Below are 19,710 nucleotides of genomic sequence, written 5' to 3' on the forward strand. Positions count from 1 at the left end.
CGAAGGACGAGAGGTCGAGGGTGGGACGTGGCGGACGATAGCCGGGCCGGTGACCGGGAACAGAACCTGGGTGCTCTGTCGCAGTTGCAGGCGATGCTGGACACCGTGCCCGACGGGGTCGTGATCATCGACGACCGCGGCCGGATCACCTCGTTCAACCCCGCCTGCGAGCGCCTCTTCGGCTGGACCGCGGCCGAGGTGGTCGGCCGCAACGTCAACATCCTGATGCCCGCCCCCTACCGCGAGGAGCATGACGGCTATCTGGAGCGCTATCACCGCACCGGAGAGCGGCGGATCATCGGCATCGGCCGCGAGGTGACCGGCCAGCGCAAGGACGGCTCCTGCTTCCCGATGGATTTGTCGGTGGGGGAGGCGGGCCAGGACGGCCCGCCGGTCTATATCGGCATCATCCGCGACCTGACGGCCTCCCGGCAGGCCGAGTCCGCGCTGCGCGAGCGCGAGGCCCGGCTGGCTTCCATCCTCCAGACGGTGCCGGAAGCGATCATCGTCATCGACGAGACGGGGCTGATCGAATCCTTCAGCCCGGCGGCCGAGCGGCTGTTCGGTTATGCGGCGGCGGAGGTGGCCGGGCGCAACATCAGCATGCTGATGCCGTCCCCCTACCGCGAGCAGCATGACGGCTATCTGGAGCGCTACGGCCGGACGGGCGAGCGCCGCATCATCGGCATCGGCCGCATCGTGTCGGGCCAGCGGCGCGACGGCTCGGTCTTCCCGATGGAGCTGGCGGTGGGGGAGGTGCTGCTCGCCGGCCGGCGCTGCTTCACCGGCTTCGTCCGCGACCTGACCGAGCGTCAGGCCACCGAGCGGCGTTTGCAGGAACTCCAGTCGGAGCTTCTGCATGTCAGCCGGGTCAGCGCCATGGGCCAGATGGCTTCGACGCTGGCCCACGAGCTGAACCAGCCGCTGACCGCCGTCATCAATTACGCCAAGGCCGCCAAGCGCCTGATGGAACGCCCGGAAACGGTGTCTAAGGCGATGGACATGGTCGACAAGGCGAGCGCCCAGGCCACCCGCGCCGGCCAGATCATCCGCCACCTGCGCAGCTTCATCGAGAAGGGCAAGACCCACCGCTCCGTCGAATCCCTCAACAAGGTGGTGGAGGAGGCGAGCGCGCTCGCCCTCGTCGGCGCCAAGGATCGCGGCCTGCATGTGCGCTTCGATTTCGAGCCCGCCGACCCGCAGGTGCTGATCGACAAGGTGCAGGTCCAGCAGGTGATCCTCAACCTCGTCCGCAACGCCATCGAGGCGATGGGCGGCACCGAGGGCGGGCCGCGGGTGCTGACCGTCCGCACCGGCCCGGAGCCGGCGGACGAGGCCTTCCGCCGCGTCTCCGTCACCGACAGCGGCCCCGGCGTGCCGGAGACGGTGCGCGCCCAGCTGTTCCAGCCTTTCGTCACCACCAAGAGCAGCGGCATGGGGCTGGGCCTGTCGATCTGCCGCTCGATCATCGAGGCCCATGGCGGCCGCCTGTGGCTGGAGCCGGCTGCCGAACCGTCCACCGAACCGCCGGCCGAACCGCCGGCCGAGCCGCCATCCACCGGCGCCAGCTTCGCCTTCACCGTGCCGCTGTCCGCCTCCCTGTCCGCTGCGGATGCCGACGATGCCAGCTGATGCCCAAGCCCATGCTATAGTGTCCGACATGACCGCCGACCTCACCGTCTTCATCGTCGACGACGACGACGCCATCCGCGATTCCCTTCAGGTCCTGCTGGAATGCGCCGGCTTCCGGGCGGAAAGCTTCGCCACGCCGCTCGCCTTCCTCGGCTCCGACGCGCCGTCGCGGCCGGGCTGCCTGCTGGTCGACGTCCGCATGCCGCAGATGAGCGGCCTCGACGTTCAGGAACGGCTGACCCGCGACGGCCACGCCATCCCGGTGGTGGTGATGACCGGCCATGGCGACGTGCCGCTCGCCGTCCGCGCCATGAAGGCCGGCGCGGTCGATTTCGTCGAGAAGCCGTTCGAGGAGGAGGCGCTGCTCGCCGCCGTCCGCTCCGCCTTGGCCCGCGCGGCGGAAAGCCGGACGGCGCCCGCCGCCCCGCCGGCCACGGCCCCGGAACAGCCCGCTCCCCCGCCCGCCGCCTCCGCCCCGCCGGAGGTGCTGGCCCGCCTGTCGGCCCTGACGCCGCGCGAACTGGACGTGCTGCGCTGGCTGGTGGCCGGAAAGTCGAACAAGGTCATCGCCTTCGAGCTGTCGATCAGCCCGCGCACCGTGGAAATCCACCGCGCGCGGGTGATGGAGAAGATGCAGGCCGACAGCCTGCCCACCTTGGTCCGCATGGCGATTGCCGCCGGCGTCGTTCCCGGCGGCGGCTGATCTGCATCAAAAGCGCGCCGCATACGCATTGCTCCTTATATCGGCGCCCCCGGCCTCCTTTTATCTTCCATGACGCGCCGCACCGTCGGCGCTGTTGTCTGTTATGGAAGTTCGGAGGCCGTCATGGATCGCCTGGGGAATGAGCCGGGCAACGGGTCTGGCACCGGGCCGGGCGGGATGCCGGGCGCCGGCATCGTCCACATCGTCGACGACGACGAGCCGGTCCGCGACTCGCTGAAAGCGCTGTTGGAAGCCTTTTCCTTCGATGTGCGGGACTTCTCGTCCTGCCGCGACTTCCTCGACCGCTATGACGGAAACCCGCAGGGCTGCCTGGTTCTCGACCTGCACATGCCGGTGATGAGCGGGTTGGAGTTCCTGGAGCGCCATCGCGGCGACCTGCACGGAATGCCGGTCATCATGGTGTCCGGCCGCGGCGATCCCGCCACCTTCGCCCGTGCCCGCGAGGCCGGCGTCATCGCCGTGCTGGAGAAGCCGTTCGACGAGGGCCAGCTGATCGACATGCTGAACGGCCTGATGCCGGCCGCCGCCTGATATTGCCACCCGGTATGTAGGTACACTTACGTACGCAAACTTCCTTAGGTACATCACCGAACTGCACAGGCCGGCGGTGGAAAGTTAGCTTCGGGCCATCGGATGCACACCGGAACGAACCGGACCGCATCGCACCGTCAAGGCCGAGGTCACCATGTCCACGCACGCCGCCATTGCCGCTCACGCCAACCGCGCCGTCCCTGGTTATCTGGTCTCCGCCCTGGCGATGACGCCGAATACCGGCGTCGGTGCCGCCATCCAGCCGCGCAACCCCGCCGACCCGCTCGCCAGCCTGGGCCACGCCAAGGTCTACGAGCGTGAGACCACGGTCTTCACCGAGGGCGACGCCGCCGGTTCGGTGTTCCGGGTGATGAGCGGCATGGTCCGCCTCTACAAGATGCTGCCCGACGGCCGCCGCCAGATCATCGGCTTCCTGCAGGCCGGCGACATGATGGGTCTGGCCTTCGCCGCCCAGTATCTCTACACCGCCGAAACCGTGACGGCGACCACCATCCAGCGCATCCCGCGCCTGGAGTTGGACGCCCTGATGGATGCCCAGCCGGCCTTTGCCCGCAAGCTGCTGTCGGCCACCACCTCGGAGCTGATGGCCGCACAGGACCAGATGGTTCTGCTCGGCCGCAAGACCGCCGCCGAGAAGGTCGCCACCTTCCTGCTGCGCCTCAGCGACCGCAAGGGTGGCGAGCAGACCATCGATTTGCCGATGGGCCGCAGCGACATCGCCGACCATCTGGGCCTGACCACCGAAACCGTCTCGCGCACCCTGACCAAGCTGAAGTCGAGCCGCCTGATCCGCATCCTGGTCGGCGGCAAGCTCGACCTGCTGGACCGCGACGCCCTGGCCGACCTCGCCGGCGGCTTCTGACCCCCCCATCGCTTCTTTTCAAAATTCTGGCTGCGCACCGAACGCCTCAGCGTCCCGGAGCGCAGCGGCGCGCCCGAACGGCGCACCCCCGGACAGCAAGTGGATGATGACCATGACCGTCACGACCCTTTCCGACCTGAACGCCCTGATCGCGCGGGTGAAGGCGGCGCAGGCGCGCTTCGCCGACTACCCGCAGGAGAAGGTCGACCTGATCTTCCGCAGCGCCGCTCTGGCCGCCGCCAACGCCCGCATCCCGCTCGCCAAGATGGCGGTGGCGGAGACCGGCATGGGCGTCATGGAAGACAAGGTCATCAAGAACCACTTCGCTGCCGAATACATCTACAACAAATACAAGGACGACAAGACCTGCGGCGTGCTGTCCGAAGACAACGACGCCGGCATTCTCACCATCGCCGAGCCCGTCGGCCTGATCTGCGGCATCGTCCCCACCACCAACCCGACCTCCACCGCCATCTTCAAGGCGCTGATCGCGCTGAAGACCCGCAATGGCCTCGTCCTCTCCCCCCATCCCCGCGCCCGCAAATCGACCTGCGAGGCCGCCCGCCTCGTGCTCGCCGCCGCGGTCGAGGCCGGTGCGCCGGACGACATCATCGGCTGGATCGACGAGCCCTCGCTCGAACTCTCCAACGCCGTCATGCACCATCCCGCCATCAACCTGATCCTCGCCACCGGCGGGCCGGGCATGGTCAAGGCCGCTTACTCGTCCGGCAAGCCCGCCATCGGCGTCGGCGCCGGCAACACCCCCGCCGTCATCGACGAGTTCGCCGACATCAAGCGCGCCGTCGCCTCCATCCTGATGTCCAAGACCTTCGACAATGGCGTGGTCTGCGCGTCCGAACAGTCGGCGGTGGTGGTCGAGGCCGTTTATGACGCCGTGCGCGACCGCTTCGCCCATCATGGCGGCTACATCCTGTCGCCCCGCGAGGCCGACGCCGTGCGCAAGGTGCTGCTTACCGACGGCCATCTCAACGCCGACATCGTCGGCCAGCCCGCCCACGCCATCGCCGCCATGGCCGGCCTGAACGTCCCGCTCGCCACCAAGGTGCTGATCGCCGAAGTCACCGACATCGACGACAGCGAGCCCTTCGCCCACGAGAAGCTGTCGCCCACCCTGGCGCTCTACCGCGCCAAGGACTTCGCGGAAGCCTGCGACAAGGCCGCCGCCCTGGTGGCGCTCGGCGGCATCGGCCACACCTCGGCGCTCTATACCGACCAGGACCGGCAGGCCGAGCGCATCCGCCATTTCGGCGACAAGATGAAGACCGCCCGCATCCTGATCAACACGCCGTCGTCCCATGGCGGCATCGGCGACCTCTACAATTTCCGCTTGGCCCCGTCGCTGACGCTGGGCTGCGGCTCGTGGGGCGGCAACTCGATCTCGGAGAATGTCGGGCCGCAGCATCTGATCAACAAGAAGACGGTGGCCAAGCGGGCCGAGAACATGCTGTGGCACAAGCTGCCCAAGTCGATCTATTTCCGCCGCGGCTGCCTGCCCTTCGCCCTGGAGGAGCTGCGCGGGAAGAAGCGCTGCCTGATCGTCACCGACCGCTTCCTGTTCGAGAACGGCCATGTCAACGACAGCGTCCGCGTGCTGAAGTCGCTGGGGCTGGAGGTCGAGACCTTCTTCGAGGTCAGTGCCGACCCGACGCTGGCGGTGGTGCGCAAGGGTGTGGCGCTCGCCAACGCCTTCCAGCCCGATGTCATCCTGGCGCTGGGCGGCGGCTCGCCGATGGACGCGGCCAAGATCATCTGGGTGATGTACGAAGCGCCCGAGGTGGCGTTCGAGGATCTGGCCCTGCGCTTCATGGACATCCGCAAGCGCATCTACACCTTCCCCAAGCTCGGCGTGAAGGCGCAGCTGGTGGCGGTGCCGACCACGTCGGGCACCGGGTCGGAAGTGACGCCCTTCGCCGTGGTGACCGACGAGCGCACCGGGACCAAGTACCCGATTGCCGATTACGAGCTGACGCCGAGCATGGCGATCGTCGACGCCAACCTGGTGATGGAGATGCCCAAGGGTCTGACGGCGGCGGGCGGCATCGACGCGGTGACCCATGCGCTGGAGGCCTATGTCTCGGTGGTGGCGAACGAGTATTCCGACGGGCAGGCGTTGCAGGCGCTGAAGCTCTTGAAGGAGCATCTGCCGTCGGCCTACCGCAACGGGTGCCAGGATCCGAAGGCGCGGGAGCTGGTTCACAATGCGGCGACGCTGGCCGGCATCGCCTTTGCCAACGCCTTCCTGGGCGTCTGCCATTCGATGGCGCACAAGCTGGGGGCGGAGTTCCACATCCCGCACGGCATCGCCAACGCGCTGCTGATCGCCAACGTAATCCGCTACAACGCGGCGGACATCCCGACCAAGCAGACGGCGTTCAGCCAGTACGACCGTCCCAAGGGTGTGGCGCGCTATGCGCAGATCGCCCGTCATCTGGATCTCGGCGGCAGCCGCGACCATGAGCGGGTGGAGAAGCTGATCCAATGGGTCGAGGAGATGAAGCGGGCGCTGGAGATCCCGGCCTCGATCCAGGCGGCGGGGGTGCCGGAGGCAGCCTTCCTGGCGCGGGTCGATGCGATTGCCGAAGCGGCCTTCGATGACCAATGCACCGGCGCCAACCCGCGCTATCCGCTGGTCGCCGAGATCAGGCAGCTGCTGATCGACAGCTATTATGGACGCGCCTATGTCGAGCCGGCAGGCGAGCACACCCCGGCGGAACTGACTGTCGTCGGCCAGAAGACCGCCGCAGAGTAACGGATCTTCCACGAAGCGACGCCAAACAGCGGGGACTGTCGGGTCGGAGCGAACGCTTCCGGCCCGGCGGTTTCCATTTGGGGCGCCATTAATGAGTTGAAACTGCTGTTGCAATTCACAGTCCATGCCCCCTCGGCTCGCGGCGCTTGAGGCTGCTACGGGACGTGGTTATCCTGCCTGGGCAAAACTGGTGTTTGGCATGGAAACGACCGACGACCGCGTGAAGCTGATGTATCATCGTCTGGTGGCGCGCCAAATCAGGCGCGACCCGGAATTGATCGAGCGTGCACGCAAGATCGTCGAGGAGCTGTCGGCCAAGCCGGACCAGCGCTCGCATGTTTTTGAATGGAAAGCCCTGCTGGCGCAACCCAGCGAAAAGGTCCGGCACTTCATCGTCTCGCGGAACCAGGACGCCACCCGTTTGCGCATCACGTCTCCGTTCCCTATGCTGCCCGAGCTTTCGGTACAGGACGAGCAGACGAGGAGGCGGATGTGGCGGAAGGCCAGGAAGCACGGACTCTTGACGACCTCGACCGCGCCGTCCGCGCTTTAGCCACCCACTTCAAATGCGACACCACGGTCATCGTCGGCAGTCAGGCGACCCTTGTCGGCTGGCCTGACGCCCCAATCCTGTTTCGCACATCGCCCGAAATCGACGCTTATCCGGGGAACGCACGCGAATGGGAAGCGGAGCGACGCGCTGAAGGCCATGACATAGAGGCGAGCGAGGAGATCTTTGCCCGCTTTGGACAGGGCTCGTCCTTTCACCATGCGCATGGCTTCTACATCGACGGCGTCGATGAGGGCACCGCCAAACTGCCTTCCGGTTGGAAGAGCCGGGCGGTTACGCGCGAGGTCGAGGTGAACGGCATCACCGTGCGCGCCATTGCGCCGACGATGACCGACCTGATCGTTTCGAAGCTGCTGGCGTTGCGCGACAAGGACAAGGATTTCATCCGCGAGTACCATCGTGTCCGCCATCTCGACCGTGCTCACGTCAGGCGCCTGTTGATCGACATGACGATCCCGGAGGCACAGTGCACCGTCATCGGCGCCTTTCTCGACTCCCTGTAACCAACCGCTCTTCCTGACGCGTGTAACCGATGGCCGAGGCGCCCTGCCGGAGCGAACGCATCCGACAGGGCGGTCCCCGTTCGCCTGTGGCCGGACCCGCTCAACGCTCCGATTGCAGGCCGCTCTCCGCCACCAGATCGGCGATGCTGACGATGGGCATCGACTGTTCTTCCGCGAAGACGATCAGCTCCGGCAGGCGGGCCATGCTGCCGTCCGGGTTCGTCACCTCGCAGAGAACGCCCGCCGCCTTGCGTCCGGCCCGCGCCATCAGCTCGATGGTGGCCTCCGTGTGGCCGCGGCGGGCCGCCAGCCCTTGCGGATGGGCGCGGATCGGGAAGACATGGCCCGGCCGCGCCAGATCCTCCGGACGGCAGTCGTCGGCAATCGCGGTGCGGATCGTCGTCACCCGGTCGGCCGCCGAAACGCCGGTGGTGACGCCGTCCCGTGCCTCGATGGACACGGTGAAAGCCGTCCCGAAGCGCGAGCTGTTGGCCGGCACCATCGCCGGCAGTTCCAGCCGTTGCAGATGCTCGTCGGGCAGGATCAGGCAGACGATGCCGCTGCACGCGCGGATCAGCAGGGCCATCTGCTCGACGGTGATGCTGTCGGCCGGATAGATGATGTCGCCTTCATTCTCGCGGTCGTCGTCATCGACGACGATCACTCCCTGCCCCTGCCGCAGGCTGTCGAGGGCGCGGGCGACGCGTTCGCCCGGCGTGCCGAAGCGGGCGAGAAGGTCGTTCTGACGGTAAATCTGATTCATGGTTCTCACATCCACTGAAGGGTGAGCCTGAATCAGGGCGCAAAGAGACCTCCAGCGCGCCGGACCGGAACCCGACGCGTTGGCGCGAACCGACGGCGGCGGGCCTGCTCGCGGCAAGCCACCGGCGCGGTCTGCTCATTCTCTTCCATCCGGACTGTAACCGTCGGCCCCGGCCTCACACCGGGTCTGCTGACCTCACCGCCTCTTGGGACTGCCAAAAGCCGCTGAGCGCTCGCGGGCTCCCCTTCTGTCGAAGGGATACCGCCGGTCGGGAGTTTCACCCTGCCCTGAGAACAAGCCTATGTTCGCCGACCGGGATCGGTCGACCCGCCCACCATTCCGCAACCGAACCGCCGCTGTCAAGGGAGCAGGGCGGCGCTTTCCACCGGATGGCAGCGCGGGCGCTCGCTCACTTCACCAGTTCCAGCGCGGTGTCGCCGTCGATGATCAACGCGCGCGCCACCCCGCTGGCGAGGAAGGCGCGAGCGGCTTGCAGCTTGGTCCGGCCGGCGACCAGCGCCACCGTGTAGGTCTGCTTCAGCCCGTCGAGACCGAGCGCCAGCGTGCGGCGGTTCAGCGGATGATCGACCGCCTTGCCGTCCTGGTCGAAGAACAGCCCGTTGGTGTCGCCGACCGCCCCGGCCGCCCGCAGCTCCGCCAGTTCCTCGGCGCTGATCATGCCCTGCGTCCGCAACAGCGACGCCTCGCGCAGCTCGCCGATGGAGATGTAGGCCACCGTCGTCGAGCGGGCGAGCTGGAGCGCCGTCTGCACCGACTGCTGCGACAAGAGCACGTCGCGCGCCTCCAGGCTGTCGGCGATGAAGGGCACCGGCAGGAAATAACCCTCCGCCCCGGTGGTCCGCGCCAGCGCATGCACCACGTCGAACGGGTTGTAGGCCGAGCGCGCGGTCAGCGACCCCATCAGGCTGATGAATTTTGCCCGCGGCGCGCTGACCCCCGCCATCTGCAAGGTCATCTGCTCCAGCGTCCGGCCCCAGCCGGTGCCGACCACCGCCTCCTCCGTCTCCGCCAGATGGCGGCGCAGATGGGCGGCGGCGGCGGCCCCCACCGCCCGGAAGGCGAAGGGGGCGAGCAGCGCGTCGTCGCGGTCGCCGCCGGCATCCTGGGTCAGCGCCGGCGTGCAGATGCAGACGTCCAGCCCGTAGCGCTCGCGGATCGCCTCCTCCACCGGAAGCAGCCCGACATTGGCGGAGTTGATGGTGATGCTGACCATGCCGCTGTCGCGGGCATCGGACAGCAGCTTGTTGACCCGCGCCCGGGTGACGCCCAGCCGGCGCGCCGCCGCCTCCTGGTTCAGGCCGCCGACATAATACAGCCAGGCCGCCCGCGCCATCAGCACCTCGTCCTCCGGCCCCTCGCTGGTCCCGTTCCGCATCGCGCGCTTTCCCCCTCTACCCCTGTCAGGTGACAAATGTATCTGGTGTTGACATTTGTCACGACCCACCACAAGCTCATCGTCGTCGGCGCAAGACCGGCATCGAGAATTCGCCAGCCAGATAGCTGGCAATGGGAGGAGAATGGAAATGAAAAACCGGCTTTCCGGAATGCTTGCGGCTGTCTCGATGGTCGCGATGATGACCGCCGCGGGTGCGGCGCAGGCGCTCGACATCGCCTGGGTTCATGCCAACGCCGCCGCGCAGTCCGAACAGCGGGTGAAGGCCGGCTTCGACGCCTGGGCCAAGCAGAGCGGCAAGACCGACTGGAAGATCAGCGTTCTCGACAGCGGCGGCTCGGGCGAGGCGACCGCGTCGAACATCCAGGACGCCGCCAACCGCGGCGTGAAGGCCATCGTCATCACCATGGCCGACCTGCGCGCCAGCCGTGCCGCGCTGGACGCAGCCAAGGCCGCCAAGATCCCGGTCTTCGCCGTCGATTCCGGCTATGTCGACGGGGTGCTGGTCGATGTGACCACCAACAACTGGGCGATGTCGGCCAACGTCTCGGTCTATCTGCTCGACCAGATGGGCGGGCAGGGCAACCTCGTCTTCCTGCGCATGGCCGAGCATCACGGCACCCGCAAGCGCGGTGACGTGATGGCGACGGTGCTGAAGGAATATTCCGGCGTGAAGGTGCTGGCGGAGCACAACATCAACTACACCGCCTTCTTCGAGGACACCAACCGCACGATGGAGGATTACGTCGCGCGCTTCGGCAACAGCATCAACGCCGTCTGGGCGCCGTGGGACGAGCCGGCGCAGGCCGCCGTCAACGTGATCAAGGGCGCCGGGCTGAAGAACGTCAAGGTGATCGGCATCGACGGCCACCCGCAGGCGGTCGCCGAGGTCTGCAAGCCCGACAGCCCGATGATCGCCACCGTGCGCCAGCCCTTCGAGGAGATGGGCAAGACCGTCGGCCAGTGGCTCGACGACGTGGTGGTGAAGGGCAAGCCCGCCGCCGAGGTGATCCCGACCAAGACCGTCTATCTCGACGCGCCGCTGATCACCAAGCAGAACTGCAAACAGTTCATGTGACCGGGTGCCGCGGGTCCGGGGTTGCGGATCCCTCCGCCTCCGGACCCGCGGCGGCAGGCTTTATTCCCTGGAGGTCGCCATGGAAATCCATCTGGCCGACATCGTCATGCAGTTTCCGGGAACGCGGGCGCTGGATGGCGTGGACGTCGTCTTCCGCAGCGACGAGGTGCATGGCCTGATCGGCGAGAACGGCGCCGGCAAATCGACGCTGGTCAGCATCCTGGGCGGCAGCCTTCAGCCGAGCGGCGGCAGCCTCTCCATCGACGGGCGCACCGTCCGCTTCGGCTCGCCACAGGACGCGCTGTCGCAGGGCATCGCCCATGTCAGCCAGGAGGGCAGCCTCGTCCCCGGCCTGACCGGGGCGGAGAACATCCTGCTCGGCGTCGAGCCGCGCCGTATCGGCGGCATGATCCGCGCCTCGGCCCTGAAGGCCCAGGCCGCGGCGCTGCTGGCGACGTGGTTTCCGCAGGTCGCCATCGACCTCGGCTGCCCGGTGGCCGAGCTGCCGATGGCCGACCGCAAGGTGATCGAGATCGTCCGCGCGCTGCGCGGCTCCGCCCGCATCGTCATCCTCGACGAGCCGACGGCGACTCTGCCCGCCCGCGAGAAGGAGCAGCTGTGGGCGATCATCCGCACGCTGCCCGCCCGCGGCGTCGGCGTGGTGCTGATCAGCCATTTCCTCTCCGAAATCAAGGCACTGTCGCACCGCATCACCGTTCTGCGCGACGGCCGGCGCATCTGCACCGAATCCGCCGCCGCGCTCGACGAGCAGATGCTGGTCGACATGATGCTGCGCCGCAGCGGCTCCGCCCCGCAGCGCAAGTCGGAAGAGGCGGCGCGGGCAAGCCGCGGCGAGGTGGTGCTCGACATCCGCGACTGGCGGGTCGGGCGGCTGCATGTGCCGCGGTTCACCCTGCATGCCGGCGAGATCGTCGGGTTGATCGGCCTGACCGGTGCCGGCCATTTCGGTTTCGCCCGCTCGCTGCACAGCCCGTCCGGCGTGCGCTGCGCCGGGCTGGCGGTCGGCGGCCGTCCGGTGAAGCCAGGACCGCCCGCCCACATGCAGGCGGCCGGCATCGCGCTGGTCCCCGACCACCGCATGGAATACGCGCTGATCGGCGAATGGACCCTGCGCGAGAATCTGGCGATGGTCCATCCCGGCCATGGCGCCATCGCCGCCGGCATCCTGTCGCCCGGCCGGGAGGAGGCCGAATCCCGCCGCATCATGCGGCTTCTCAACGTGAAGGCCCATTCCTCCAGCCAGCTTCTGCGCACGCTGTCGGGCGGCAACAAGCAGAAGATCTCCATCGGCAAATGGCTCTACGGCGCCGAGGGCCGCTACCGCGTGATGATCTTCATCGAGCCGACCGAGGGCGTCGACATCGGCGCCAAGGCCGAGATCTATGCCGAGATGCGGCGGCTTGCCGCCAGCGGCGTGGGGATCGTCATCGCCTCCTCCGACCTGCTGGAGATCGAGGCGCTGGCGCACCGGGTCATCCCCTTCCATCACCTGCGGCCCGGCCCGGAGATCCCCGGCACCGGCTTTTCCGAGAGCGCGTTCATCGCCGCCATCTCCGGAGCCGTCCCGGAGACTGCACAATCAGGAATTCCCGCATGACCGACACCGCCACCGGATCCCTTCCCAGCCATGACCGGCTGTTCGGGCTGCGCAAGGAGCATGTCCAGCGCTACAGCACGCTGGTCGTGCTGGTCGCCATGTTCCTGGTCTTCTCGCTCGGCGTCGACCGCTTCCTGACCGGGCAGAACCTGCTGAACATCGCGCAGCAGATCTCGATGCTGACCATCGTCGGCGCCGGCCTGACCTTCGGCTTCGCCGCCCGCGAGATGGATCTGTCGGTCGGCTACACCGTCGGCCTTGCCGGCGTGCTGGTGCCGCTGCTGCTGGTCAAGGGCGTGCCGCTTCCGCTCGCCCTGCTGGCCGGGCTCGGCGCCGGTCTGGCGGTCGGGGCGACGAACGCCATCCTCGTCACGCTGGTCGGCATCCCGTCGCTGATCGCGACGCTGGCCGTCGGCTCCATCCTCTACGGCATCAACTTCCTGATGACCGGCGGCCGGGCGATCTATGGCGGGCTGGACGAGGTCTATCTCTGGCTCGGCCAGGGGCGCGTCGCCGGCATCCCGGTCCTCGCCTTCTTCATGCTGGCCGCCGTGCTGGTCGCCTGGTTCGTCATGGAGCGGACGATCTTCGGCCGCTACATCTACGCCGTCGGCGGCAACCAGAAGGCGGCGGAGCTGTCCGGCATCCGCGTGCGCAAGTACCGCGCCGCCGCCCTCGTCGTCTGCTCGCTGTTCGCGGTGATGGCCGGCACGCTGCTCGCCGCCCGGCTCGGTTCCGGCCAGCCGAACGCCGGCGAACGCTACCTGCTGGATGGGCTGGCGACCGTCTTCATCGGCATGACCATGTTCCGGCCGGGCACGGCCACCGTGCTCGGCACCTTCTTCGGCGCGCTCTTCATCGGGGTCATCAACAACGGCCTCAACCTGATGGGGATGGACACCTACATCCAGGCGATCGTGAAGGGCGTCATCATCCTTGCCGCCGTCGCCGTCGTCTCGCGCAGCACCAAACTCAACCTTCTTTGAAATCGGAGTCTTCGATGTACGAGGCTGACCTCCGGGCCACGGCCGGCCACAGCATGGCGGGCCGGGTCGGAGCGGGCGCCAACACGCGCCTTCCCGAACTCTACCGGACGATGCGCCGGATCCGCACCTTCGAGGAGCGCGTGGGCGAACTGTTCGTCCGCGGCCAGTCGGCCGGTTCCATGCTGCACCTGTCCATCGGCGAGGAGAGTGCCGCCGCCGGTGTCTGCGCACATTTGCGCGACGGCGACAGCTTCACCACCCACCACCGCGGCCACGGAATCTTCCTCGCCCGCGGCGCCGACCCGGCCCGCATGATGGCGGAGATCGGCGGCAAGGAAGCCGGCTATTGCCACGGCAAGGGCGGGTCGATGCACATCGCCGACATGGGGCTGGGCCATCTCGGCGCCAACGCCATCGTCGGCGGCGGCATCCCGGCGGTGGTCGGCGCCGGCCTGTCCGCCCGCCACCACAAGACCGGCGCCGTCAGCGTCGCCTTCTTCGGCGACGGCGCCACCGGCCAGGGCATCCTGTACGAGAGCATGAACATGGCCGCACTGTGGGGCCTGCCCTGCGTCTTCGTCTGCATCAACAACCAGTACGGCATGGGCACCAACATCGCCCAGGCGACCGCCAACCCCAACCTGCACGAACGCGCCGCCGCCTTCGGCCTCGCGGCGGAAACGGTGGACGGCCTCGATGTCGAGGCGGTGGCCGAAGCCGCCGAACGGCTGGTCGAAGGGGCGCGGGCCGGCAAGCCCGCCTTCCTGGCGGTGTCCTGCTACCGCTTCTACGGCCATGCCCGCAAGGACAAGTCGCCCTACCGCGACCCGGCGGAGGAGGAGGCCGGCCGCCGGCAGGATCCGGTCGCCTTCGCCCGCGCGGCATTGATCGACCGCGGGCTGGAGTCGGAGAGCGAGCTGGACCGGCTGGACGGCGAGATCGGCGCCGAGATGGACGCGACCATCGACTTCACCGTGGCGCAGACCGAGCCGCCGCTCGCCTCGATGTTCCGCGACGTCTATGCGCCCGAGGAACCCGAACCCGAACCGGTGCGCGCCCGCATCGACCGCGTTCTGGCGCGGGACTGAGGAGACCCAGAATGGCACTTCAGGAACTGACCTATCGCGACGCCCTGCGCAAGGCGCTGGCCGACGCGATGACCGAAAACCCGGACGTGGTGATCCTCGGCGAGGAGGTCGGCCGCTATGGCGGCGCCTATGGCGTCACCAAGGATCTGATCAAGGAGTTCGGGGCGGAGCGGGTGATCGACACGCCGATCTCCGAACCGGCCATCGTCGGCGCCGCGGTCGGGGCGGCGATGACCGGCCTGCGCCCGGTGGCGGAGCTGATGTATGTCGATTTCATCGGCATGACCATGGACCAGCTCGCCAACCAGGCCGCCAAGATCCGCTACATGTTCGGCGGCCAGATCGGCGTGCCGATGGTTCTGCGCACCCAGGGCGGCACCGGGCGCTCGGCCGGCGCCCAGCACAGCCAGAGCCTGGAAGCCTATGTGATGCACACGCCGGGCCTGCGGCTGGCGATGCCCGCCACGGTGGCCGACGCCTATCACCTGCTGCGCATGGCGCTGACCAAGCCCGACCCGGTCGTCTTCATCGAGCACAAGGCGCTCTACACCATGAAGGAGAGCGTGGATCTGGATGCCGAGCCGCTGGCCTGGGGCAAGGCGGCGGTGCGGCGCGAGGGGCGCGATCTGGTCATCGTCACCTATTCCCGCCAGCTTCATTACTGCATGGAGGCGGCGCGCCAGCTGTCGGCCCGGGGCATCGAGGCGACGGTGATCGACATCCGCACGCTGAACCCGCTCGATTTCGACACCATCCGCGCCCATGTCGAGCGCACCGGCCGCGCCATGGTGGTCAGCGAAGGCGTGATGACCGCGGGCGTCGCCGCCGAACTGTCGGCGCGGATCACCGAGGAATGCTTCGACTTCCTTGAGGATCCGGTCGTCCGCGTCGCCGGCGAGGACATCCCGATCTCGGTGTCCACCGCGCTGGAAGCCGGATCGGTGCCCGGCCCGCAGTTGATCGCCGACACCGCTCTCCGGATGCTGGCCGGACGGGTGCCGGCATGACGACCGCAAGTACCACGACCCTCACCCTGACCATGCCCCGGCTGGGCGAGACGATGGAGGAGGGCGTCATCGTCGGCTGGCTGGTCGAGCCGGGACAGCAGTTCCGCCGCGGCGACGCCATCCTCGAATTGGAAACCGACAAGACCGTCGTCGAATATCCCGCCCTGGGCGACGGCCGCCTCGACGAAACGCTGGTGTCGGCCGGCGACCGCGTGCCGGTCGGCGCCCCGATTGCCCGCGCCGCGGTCCTGTCGGCCGAGGACTGGGCCGCCGCCCTGCCCGACAGCGCCGAACCCGTCGCCGCGACGGAGCAGGTGCCGGCGGAAGCCGACGCCCCCTCGGACAGCGCCGCCACGCCGGCTCCGGAACGCTCCACCGACGACCGGCTGCGCGCCACCCCGACCGCAAGGCGGCTGGCCCGCCAGCAGGGCGTCGCCCTGGAGACGCTCCACGGCAGCGGTCGCCGTGGCCGGATCGAGCGTGCCGATGTCGAAAGCGCTGCCGGTGCGGCCGGCCCGGCGCCGGCCGATCTGCGCTGGCTCGACACGCCCGCCGGTCGGCTGGCCTATGCGCAGGCCGGAAGCACCGGCCCGGTGCATCTGCTGGTCCATGGCTTTGCCGGCGACCGCACCGCCTGGGCCAATCTGGCCTCCGGTCTCGCCCGCTCGGGCAAGCGCGTGGTGATGCCGGATCTCCCCGGCCATGGCGCGACCGCCATCGAGGCGACGGATGTGGACGGTCTGGCCGCCGCGGTGACGGCGCTGGCGGAAAGCCTGCCCGGACCGCTGGTGCTGGTCGGCCATTCGCTGGGCGCCGCCGCCGCCGTCCACGCCGCCCGCCGGCTCGGCGGCCGGGTGGCGCGCCTCGTCCTGCTCACCCCCGCCGGCTGCGGGCCGAAGATCGGCGCCGACTTCGTCCATGGCATGGCGGCGGCGGAGACCACGGGAGAGGTCTCGCATCTGCTGCGCCTGCTGGGACCGCGCGGCGGCCAGCTGTCGGATGCCGCGCTTGCCGCCATGGCGCGCGAGATGGGGCGGGGACGCCTGCGCACGCTGGCCACGGCAGTCGCCACCGCCGACGGCCGCCAGCGCATCGACCTGCTGCGCCCGCTGGCGGAGCTGGCGGAGCGCATCCCCGTCCGCGCCGTCTTCGGCCTGGACGACCGCATCGTGTCGCCGACCGACGCGCTCAATTTGCCGCCGCGCGTGGCGGCTCATTTCCTGCCGTCCGGCCACATGCCGCAATGGGACGCCCCGCGCGAGGTCGCGGCCCTGATCGACGAGGAGACCCATCATGGATGACGTAAAGACCGATCTGGCGGCGGCGAAGGCGCGGCTCGGCGCCTTCGCCAAGGCTTCCCCCGCCCTGATGAAGGGCTTCGCCGAGGTCAGCCGCACGGCCAGCGCCGCCGGCTCCTTCACCCCCGCCCAGAAGGAGCTGATGGCGGTGGCGATCTCCGTCGCCACCCGCTGCGAGGATTGCATCCTCTACCATGTCGATGGCGCCCGCCGGCACGGCGCCGCCGAGGCCGAGCTTGTCGAGGCGCTTGAGGTCGCGGTCGAGATGGGCGGCGGTCCCGCCGTGATGTATGCCGGCAAGGCGCTGGCGGCCTTCCGCTCGCTCGGCTGAGGGGAGGGGAATCTCCCTCTCCCCCGGCACGTCCCCCTCTCCCCCCGGGGAGAGGGTCGGGGTGAGGGGGATGCACGGGGTGGATTTATCGGATAGCGGAAAGTGCGCGGTTCTTGAAAATCCTCGCCACGCGCCCCCCTCACCCTAACCCTCTCCCCGGGGGGAGAGGGGATCTCGGCAATCATAAGGCGGCCTGCAAAGGGCTGCGTGTCTTCAGGGAGGATAAGGGAATGTATTACCTGACCGCCGATGGCGGCACCGAAAGCCTGCGGGCGCGCATCTACGACCTGAGCGGACGCTGCCTCGGCCAGAAGGCCGTCGCCTACGATACGCAGTTCGGGCCGGGCGCGCGGGCGGAGCAGGATCCGGAGGACTGGTGGCGGGCGCTGGCCGACGCCACCCGCGGTGCCGTCGCCGATGCCGGCATCGACGCCGCCGACATCGAGGCGATGTGCTTCGCCACCACCTGCTGCACCGTCGTGGCGCTCGACGCCGACGGCCGGGCGCTGCGCCCGGCGCTGCTGTGGATGGACGTGCGCGCCCATGCCGAGGCGGAGGCGGTGCTCGCCACCGGCGACCCGGCGCTGAAGATCAACGGCGCCGGGCGCGGCCCGGTCTCCGCGGAGTGGATGATCCCCAAGGCGCTGTGGCTGAAGCGGAACGAGCCGGCGACCTTCGCCGCCGCCCACACCATCTGCGAGTACCAGGATTTCCTCACCCTGCGCCTGACCGGCGAACGGGTGGCCAGCCTCGACAATGCCGGCCTGCGCTGGCACTACTCCAGCCGCGACGGCGGCTGGGCGCGCGGCATCCTCAAGGCGCTCGACCTCGAAGAGCTGGAAGGCAAATGGCCGGCCCGCGTGCTGGCCCCCGGCGCGGTGGTCGGCACGCTGAGGCCCGAGGCCGCCGCCGCCCTCGGGCTGCGGCCGTCGGTCAAGCTGGTGCAGGGTGGGGCGGATGCGCTGATCGGCATGATCGGGCTCGGCGTCGCCCAGCCGGGGCAACTGGCACTGATCACCGGATCCTCGCATTTGCAGTTCGGCGTCACCGAGGCGCCGCTGCATGCCCCCGGCGTCTGGGGCAGCTATCCCGACATCGTCTATCCCGGCCGCTGGATCGTGGAGGGCGGCCAGACCTCCACCGGCTCGATCATCAACTGGCTGCGCCGCTTCAGCGGCGGCACGCTCGACCTTGCCGCCCTGAACGCCAAGGCGGCGGCGCTGGAGCCGGGATCGGACGGGCTGCTGGTGCTTGACCATTTCCAGGGCAACCGCACCCCCTACACCGACCCGCTCAGCCGCGGCGCCATCGTCGGCTTGACGCTGGCTCATGAACCGCACCATGTCTTCCGCGCGATCATCGAGGGCATCGGCTTCGGCACCCGCGCCATCCTCGACGCCTTCAAGGCCGGTGGCTACAGCTCGACCGAGATCACGGTCGGCGGCGGCGCCACCGCCTCGCAGCTGTGGATGCAGATCCATGCCGACACCGCCGGCCTGCCGGTGCGCATCCCGGCCTCCGCCGATGCGCCGTCCACCGGCTCGGCGGTGCTGGCTGCCCATGGCGCCGGCCGCTTCGCCAGCATCGACGAGGGCATCGCCGCGATGGTCCGCCCCGGCACCAGCATCGAACCGCGCCCGCGCGAATCCGCCCTCTACCAGGAAATCTACCAGCGTTATCTCGCTCTCTATCCGGCGCTGAAGGGCGTGCTGAACGGGCCGATTTCGGCCCAATCTCCAGCTCCGGTCAAGGAGCCTGCGGCATGAAGGAGTTCGACCTCACCGGCCGGCTCGCCGTCGTTACCGGCGGGGCCGCCGGCATCGGCCAGTCCATCGCCCGCGTCCTGACCGAGGCCGGCGCCCGCGTCGCCATCCTCGACCGCGACGGCGAGGCCGCCCGCCGGCTGGCGGACGAGATCGGCGGGCTTGCCTACAGCCTTGACGTCACCGACGCCGAGGCGGCCGAGGAGACCGCCGCCCGTCTGGTCGCCGAGGCCGGCGTGCCGCACATCCTCGTCAACAACGCCGGCATCGTCCACAACGGGCCGGCGCTTGAGGTCGATCTGGCCGACTGGCGCCGGGTGATCGACGTCAATTTGCACGGCGTCTTCCACACCGCCCGCGCCTTCGGCCGTCCGATGGTCGAGGCGGGCAGGGGATCGGTCGTCAACATCGGCTCGATGTGCGGCGAGATCGTCGTCCATCCGCAGCCCCAGGCCGCCTACAACGCCGCCAAGGCGGGCGTCAATCTGCTGACCAAGTCGCTGGCGGTGGAATGGGCCGGCCGGGTGCGGGTCAACGCCGTCGCTCCCGGCTACACCGCCACCGAACTGACCCTGGCCGGCCGCTCCCGCCCCGAATGGTTCGAGCGCTGGCTCGCCGCCACGCCGATGGGCCGGCTGGGCGAGCCGCGCGAAGTGGCGCTGGCCGTCGCCTTCCTCGCCTCCGACGCGGCGAGCTTCATCACCGGAACCGTCCTGGCCGTCGATGGCGGCTACACCGCTTTTTGAAGGG

At 69.0% G+C, this 19,710-nt stretch carries 18 protein-coding genes and 1 riboswitch; of the genes, 16 read left to right on the forward strand and 2 right to left on the reverse strand.

The window, feature by feature from the left end:
- The first annotated feature begins 27 nt into the window (after positions 1-27).
- The 7 genes from ACWPN8_RS17300 (at position 28) to ACWPN8_RS17330 (ending at position 7,614) form a co-directional block, all read left to right on the forward strand.
- A complete protein-coding gene (locus ACWPN8_RS17300) occupies positions 28-1,632 on the forward strand; it encodes a PAS domain S-box protein (protein WP_492241602.1) in 1,605 nt (534 codons plus the stop codon).
- 28 nt (positions 1,633-1,660) lie between these two features.
- A complete protein-coding gene (locus ACWPN8_RS17305) occupies positions 1,661-2,335 on the forward strand; it encodes a response regulator transcription factor (RefSeq protein ID WP_492241603.1) in 675 nt (224 codons plus the stop codon).
- A gap of 123 nt (positions 2,336-2,458) precedes the next feature.
- Entirely contained in the window at positions 2,459-2,887 is a 429-nt protein-coding gene (locus tag ACWPN8_RS17310) for a response regulator transcription factor (protein ID WP_247873258.1), read from the forward strand.
- A 154-nt stretch (positions 2,888-3,041) separates the two neighbouring features.
- Positions 3,042-3,770, forward strand: coding sequence for a helix-turn-helix domain-containing protein (locus tag ACWPN8_RS17315; RefSeq protein ID WP_109451173.1), 729 nt, complete (start codon positions 3,042-3,044; stop codon positions 3,768-3,770).
- A gap of 112 nt (positions 3,771-3,882) precedes the next feature.
- On the forward strand, positions 3,883-6,540 hold the full coding sequence (adhE, locus tag ACWPN8_RS17320; protein WP_492241604.1) for a bifunctional acetaldehyde-CoA/alcohol dehydrogenase: 2,658 nt from the start codon (positions 3,883-3,885) through the stop codon (positions 6,538-6,540).
- A 199-nt stretch (positions 6,541-6,739) separates the two neighbouring features.
- Complete coding sequence (locus ACWPN8_RS17325; protein ID WP_109095765.1) at positions 6,740-7,093, forward strand: hypothetical protein; 354 nt, start codon at positions 6,740-6,742, stop codon at positions 7,091-7,093.
- Positions 7,033-7,614, forward strand: a complete 582-nt coding sequence (locus tag ACWPN8_RS17330) for a DUF6036 family nucleotidyltransferase (RefSeq protein ID WP_492241605.1) — start codon at positions 7,033-7,035, stop codon at positions 7,612-7,614. The genes ACWPN8_RS17325 and ACWPN8_RS17330 overlap by 61 nt, the downstream gene beginning before the upstream one ends.
- A 100-nt stretch (positions 7,615-7,714) precedes the next feature.
- Here the strand turns inward: ACWPN8_RS17330 and ribB are convergent, their stop codons facing one another.
- Positions 7,715-8,377: a 3,4-dihydroxy-2-butanone-4-phosphate synthase gene (gene ribB / locus ACWPN8_RS17335; protein ID WP_492241606.1), complete on the reverse strand. Its 663-nt coding sequence runs from the start codon at positions 8,375-8,377 to the stop codon at positions 7,715-7,717.
- Between the two features lie 133 nt (positions 8,378-8,510).
- A riboswitch (FMN riboswitch) is annotated at positions 8,511-8,676 on the reverse strand.
- Positions 8,677-8,786: 110 nt separating this feature from the next.
- Complete coding sequence (locus ACWPN8_RS17340; protein WP_492241607.1) at positions 8,787-9,773, reverse strand: sugar-binding transcriptional regulator; 987 nt, start codon at positions 9,771-9,773, stop codon at positions 8,787-8,789.
- 148 nt (positions 9,774-9,921) lie between these two features.
- Between ACWPN8_RS17340 and ACWPN8_RS17345 the strand changes: the two genes are divergently transcribed.
- The 9 genes from ACWPN8_RS17345 to ACWPN8_RS17385 all read left to right on the forward strand — a co-directional run bounded on the left by ACWPN8_RS17345 (position 9,922) and on the right by ACWPN8_RS17385 (position 19,706).
- Positions 9,922-10,869: a sugar ABC transporter substrate-binding protein gene (locus tag ACWPN8_RS17345; RefSeq protein WP_199228664.1), complete on the forward strand. Its 948-nt coding sequence runs from the start codon at positions 9,922-9,924 to the stop codon at positions 10,867-10,869.
- 79 nt (positions 10,870-10,948) lie between these two features.
- Positions 10,949-12,487, forward strand: a complete 1,539-nt coding sequence (locus ACWPN8_RS17350) for a sugar ABC transporter ATP-binding protein (protein ID WP_492241608.1) — start codon at positions 10,949-10,951, stop codon at positions 12,485-12,487.
- The gene (locus ACWPN8_RS17355; RefSeq protein WP_109095762.1) at positions 12,484-13,473 is read left to right on the forward strand and encodes an ABC transporter permease; all 990 of its coding nucleotides are present in this window, start codon (positions 12,484-12,486) and stop codon (positions 13,471-13,473) included. The genes ACWPN8_RS17350 and ACWPN8_RS17355 overlap by 4 nt, the downstream gene beginning before the upstream one ends.
- Positions 13,474-13,487: 14 nt before the next feature.
- Complete coding sequence (locus tag ACWPN8_RS17360) at positions 13,488-14,561, forward strand: thiamine pyrophosphate-dependent dehydrogenase E1 component subunit alpha (protein ID WP_492241609.1); 1,074 nt, start codon at positions 13,488-13,490, stop codon at positions 14,559-14,561.
- An 11-nt stretch (positions 14,562-14,572) separates the two neighbouring features.
- On the forward strand, positions 14,573-15,568 hold the full coding sequence (locus ACWPN8_RS17365; RefSeq protein ID WP_109095761.1) for an alpha-ketoacid dehydrogenase subunit beta: 996 nt from the start codon (positions 14,573-14,575) through the stop codon (positions 15,566-15,568).
- Positions 15,565-16,869: an acetoin dehydrogenase dihydrolipoyllysine-residue acetyltransferase subunit gene (locus ACWPN8_RS17370; RefSeq protein ID WP_492241610.1), complete on the forward strand. Its 1,305-nt coding sequence runs from the start codon at positions 15,565-15,567 to the stop codon at positions 16,867-16,869. The genes ACWPN8_RS17365 and ACWPN8_RS17370 overlap by 4 nt, the downstream gene beginning before the upstream one ends.
- The gene (locus tag ACWPN8_RS17375) at positions 16,862-17,197 is read left to right on the forward strand and encodes a carboxymuconolactone decarboxylase family protein (protein ID WP_492241611.1); all 336 of its coding nucleotides are present in this window, start codon (positions 16,862-16,864) and stop codon (positions 17,195-17,197) included. The genes ACWPN8_RS17370 and ACWPN8_RS17375 overlap by 8 nt, the downstream gene beginning before the upstream one ends.
- Before the next feature lie 230 nt (positions 17,198-17,427).
- A complete protein-coding gene (locus ACWPN8_RS17380; RefSeq protein ID WP_492241612.1) occupies positions 17,428-18,963 on the forward strand; it encodes an FGGY-family carbohydrate kinase in 1,536 nt (511 codons plus the stop codon).
- Positions 18,960-19,706: an SDR family NAD(P)-dependent oxidoreductase gene (locus ACWPN8_RS17385; protein WP_492241613.1), complete on the forward strand. Its 747-nt coding sequence runs from the start codon at positions 18,960-18,962 to the stop codon at positions 19,704-19,706. The genes ACWPN8_RS17380 and ACWPN8_RS17385 overlap by 4 nt, the downstream gene beginning before the upstream one ends.
- Positions 19,707-19,710 lie beyond the last annotated feature (4 nt).

This window comes from Azospirillum sp. UENF 112521, assembly GCF_058780665.1.

What these genes read in the sequence shown, in the direction of transcription:
- ACWPN8_RS17380 (WP_492241612.1), top strand. Translation starts at nt 17,428, where the DNA reads ATGTATTACCTGACCGCCGATGGCGGCACCGAAAGCCTGCGGGCGCGC.
- ACWPN8_RS17305 (WP_492241603.1), top strand. Translation starts at nt 1,661, where the DNA reads ATGACCGCCGACCTCACCGTCTTCATCGTCGACGACGACGACGCCATC.
- ACWPN8_RS17340 (WP_492241607.1), bottom strand. Translation starts at nt 9,773, where the DNA reads ATGCGGAACGGGACCAGCGAGGGGCCGGAGGACGAGGTGCTGATGGCG.
- ACWPN8_RS17350 (WP_492241608.1), top strand. Translation starts at nt 10,949, where the DNA reads ATGGAAATCCATCTGGCCGACATCGTCATGCAGTTTCCGGGAACGCGG.
- ACWPN8_RS17315 (WP_109451173.1), top strand. Translation starts at nt 3,042, where the DNA reads ATGTCCACGCACGCCGCCATTGCCGCTCACGCCAACCGCGCCGTCCCT.
- ACWPN8_RS17385 (WP_492241613.1), top strand. Translation starts at nt 18,960, where the DNA reads ATGAAGGAGTTCGACCTCACCGGCCGGCTCGCCGTCGTTACCGGCGGG.
- ACWPN8_RS17365 (WP_109095761.1), top strand. Translation starts at nt 14,573, where the DNA reads ATGGCACTTCAGGAACTGACCTATCGCGACGCCCTGCGCAAGGCGCTG.
- ACWPN8_RS17345 (WP_199228664.1), top strand. Translation starts at nt 9,922, where the DNA reads ATGAAAAACCGGCTTTCCGGAATGCTTGCGGCTGTCTCGATGGTCGCG.
- adhE (WP_492241604.1), top strand. Translation starts at nt 3,883, where the DNA reads ATGACCGTCACGACCCTTTCCGACCTGAACGCCCTGATCGCGCGGGTG.
- ACWPN8_RS17310 (WP_247873258.1), top strand. Translation starts at nt 2,459, where the DNA reads ATGGATCGCCTGGGGAATGAGCCGGGCAACGGGTCTGGCACCGGGCCG.
- ACWPN8_RS17370 (WP_492241610.1), top strand. Translation starts at nt 15,565, where the DNA reads ATGACGACCGCAAGTACCACGACCCTCACCCTGACCATGCCCCGGCTG.
- ribB (WP_492241606.1), bottom strand. Translation starts at nt 8,377, where the DNA reads ATGAATCAGATTTACCGTCAGAACGACCTTCTCGCCCGCTTCGGCACG.
- ACWPN8_RS17375 (WP_492241611.1), top strand. Translation starts at nt 16,862, where the DNA reads ATGGATGACGTAAAGACCGATCTGGCGGCGGCGAAGGCGCGGCTCGGC.
- ACWPN8_RS17355 (WP_109095762.1), top strand. Translation starts at nt 12,484, where the DNA reads ATGACCGACACCGCCACCGGATCCCTTCCCAGCCATGACCGGCTGTTC.
- ACWPN8_RS17360 (WP_492241609.1), top strand. Translation starts at nt 13,488, where the DNA reads ATGTACGAGGCTGACCTCCGGGCCACGGCCGGCCACAGCATGGCGGGC.
- ACWPN8_RS17325 (WP_109095765.1), top strand. Translation starts at nt 6,740, where the DNA reads ATGGAAACGACCGACGACCGCGTGAAGCTGATGTATCATCGTCTGGTG.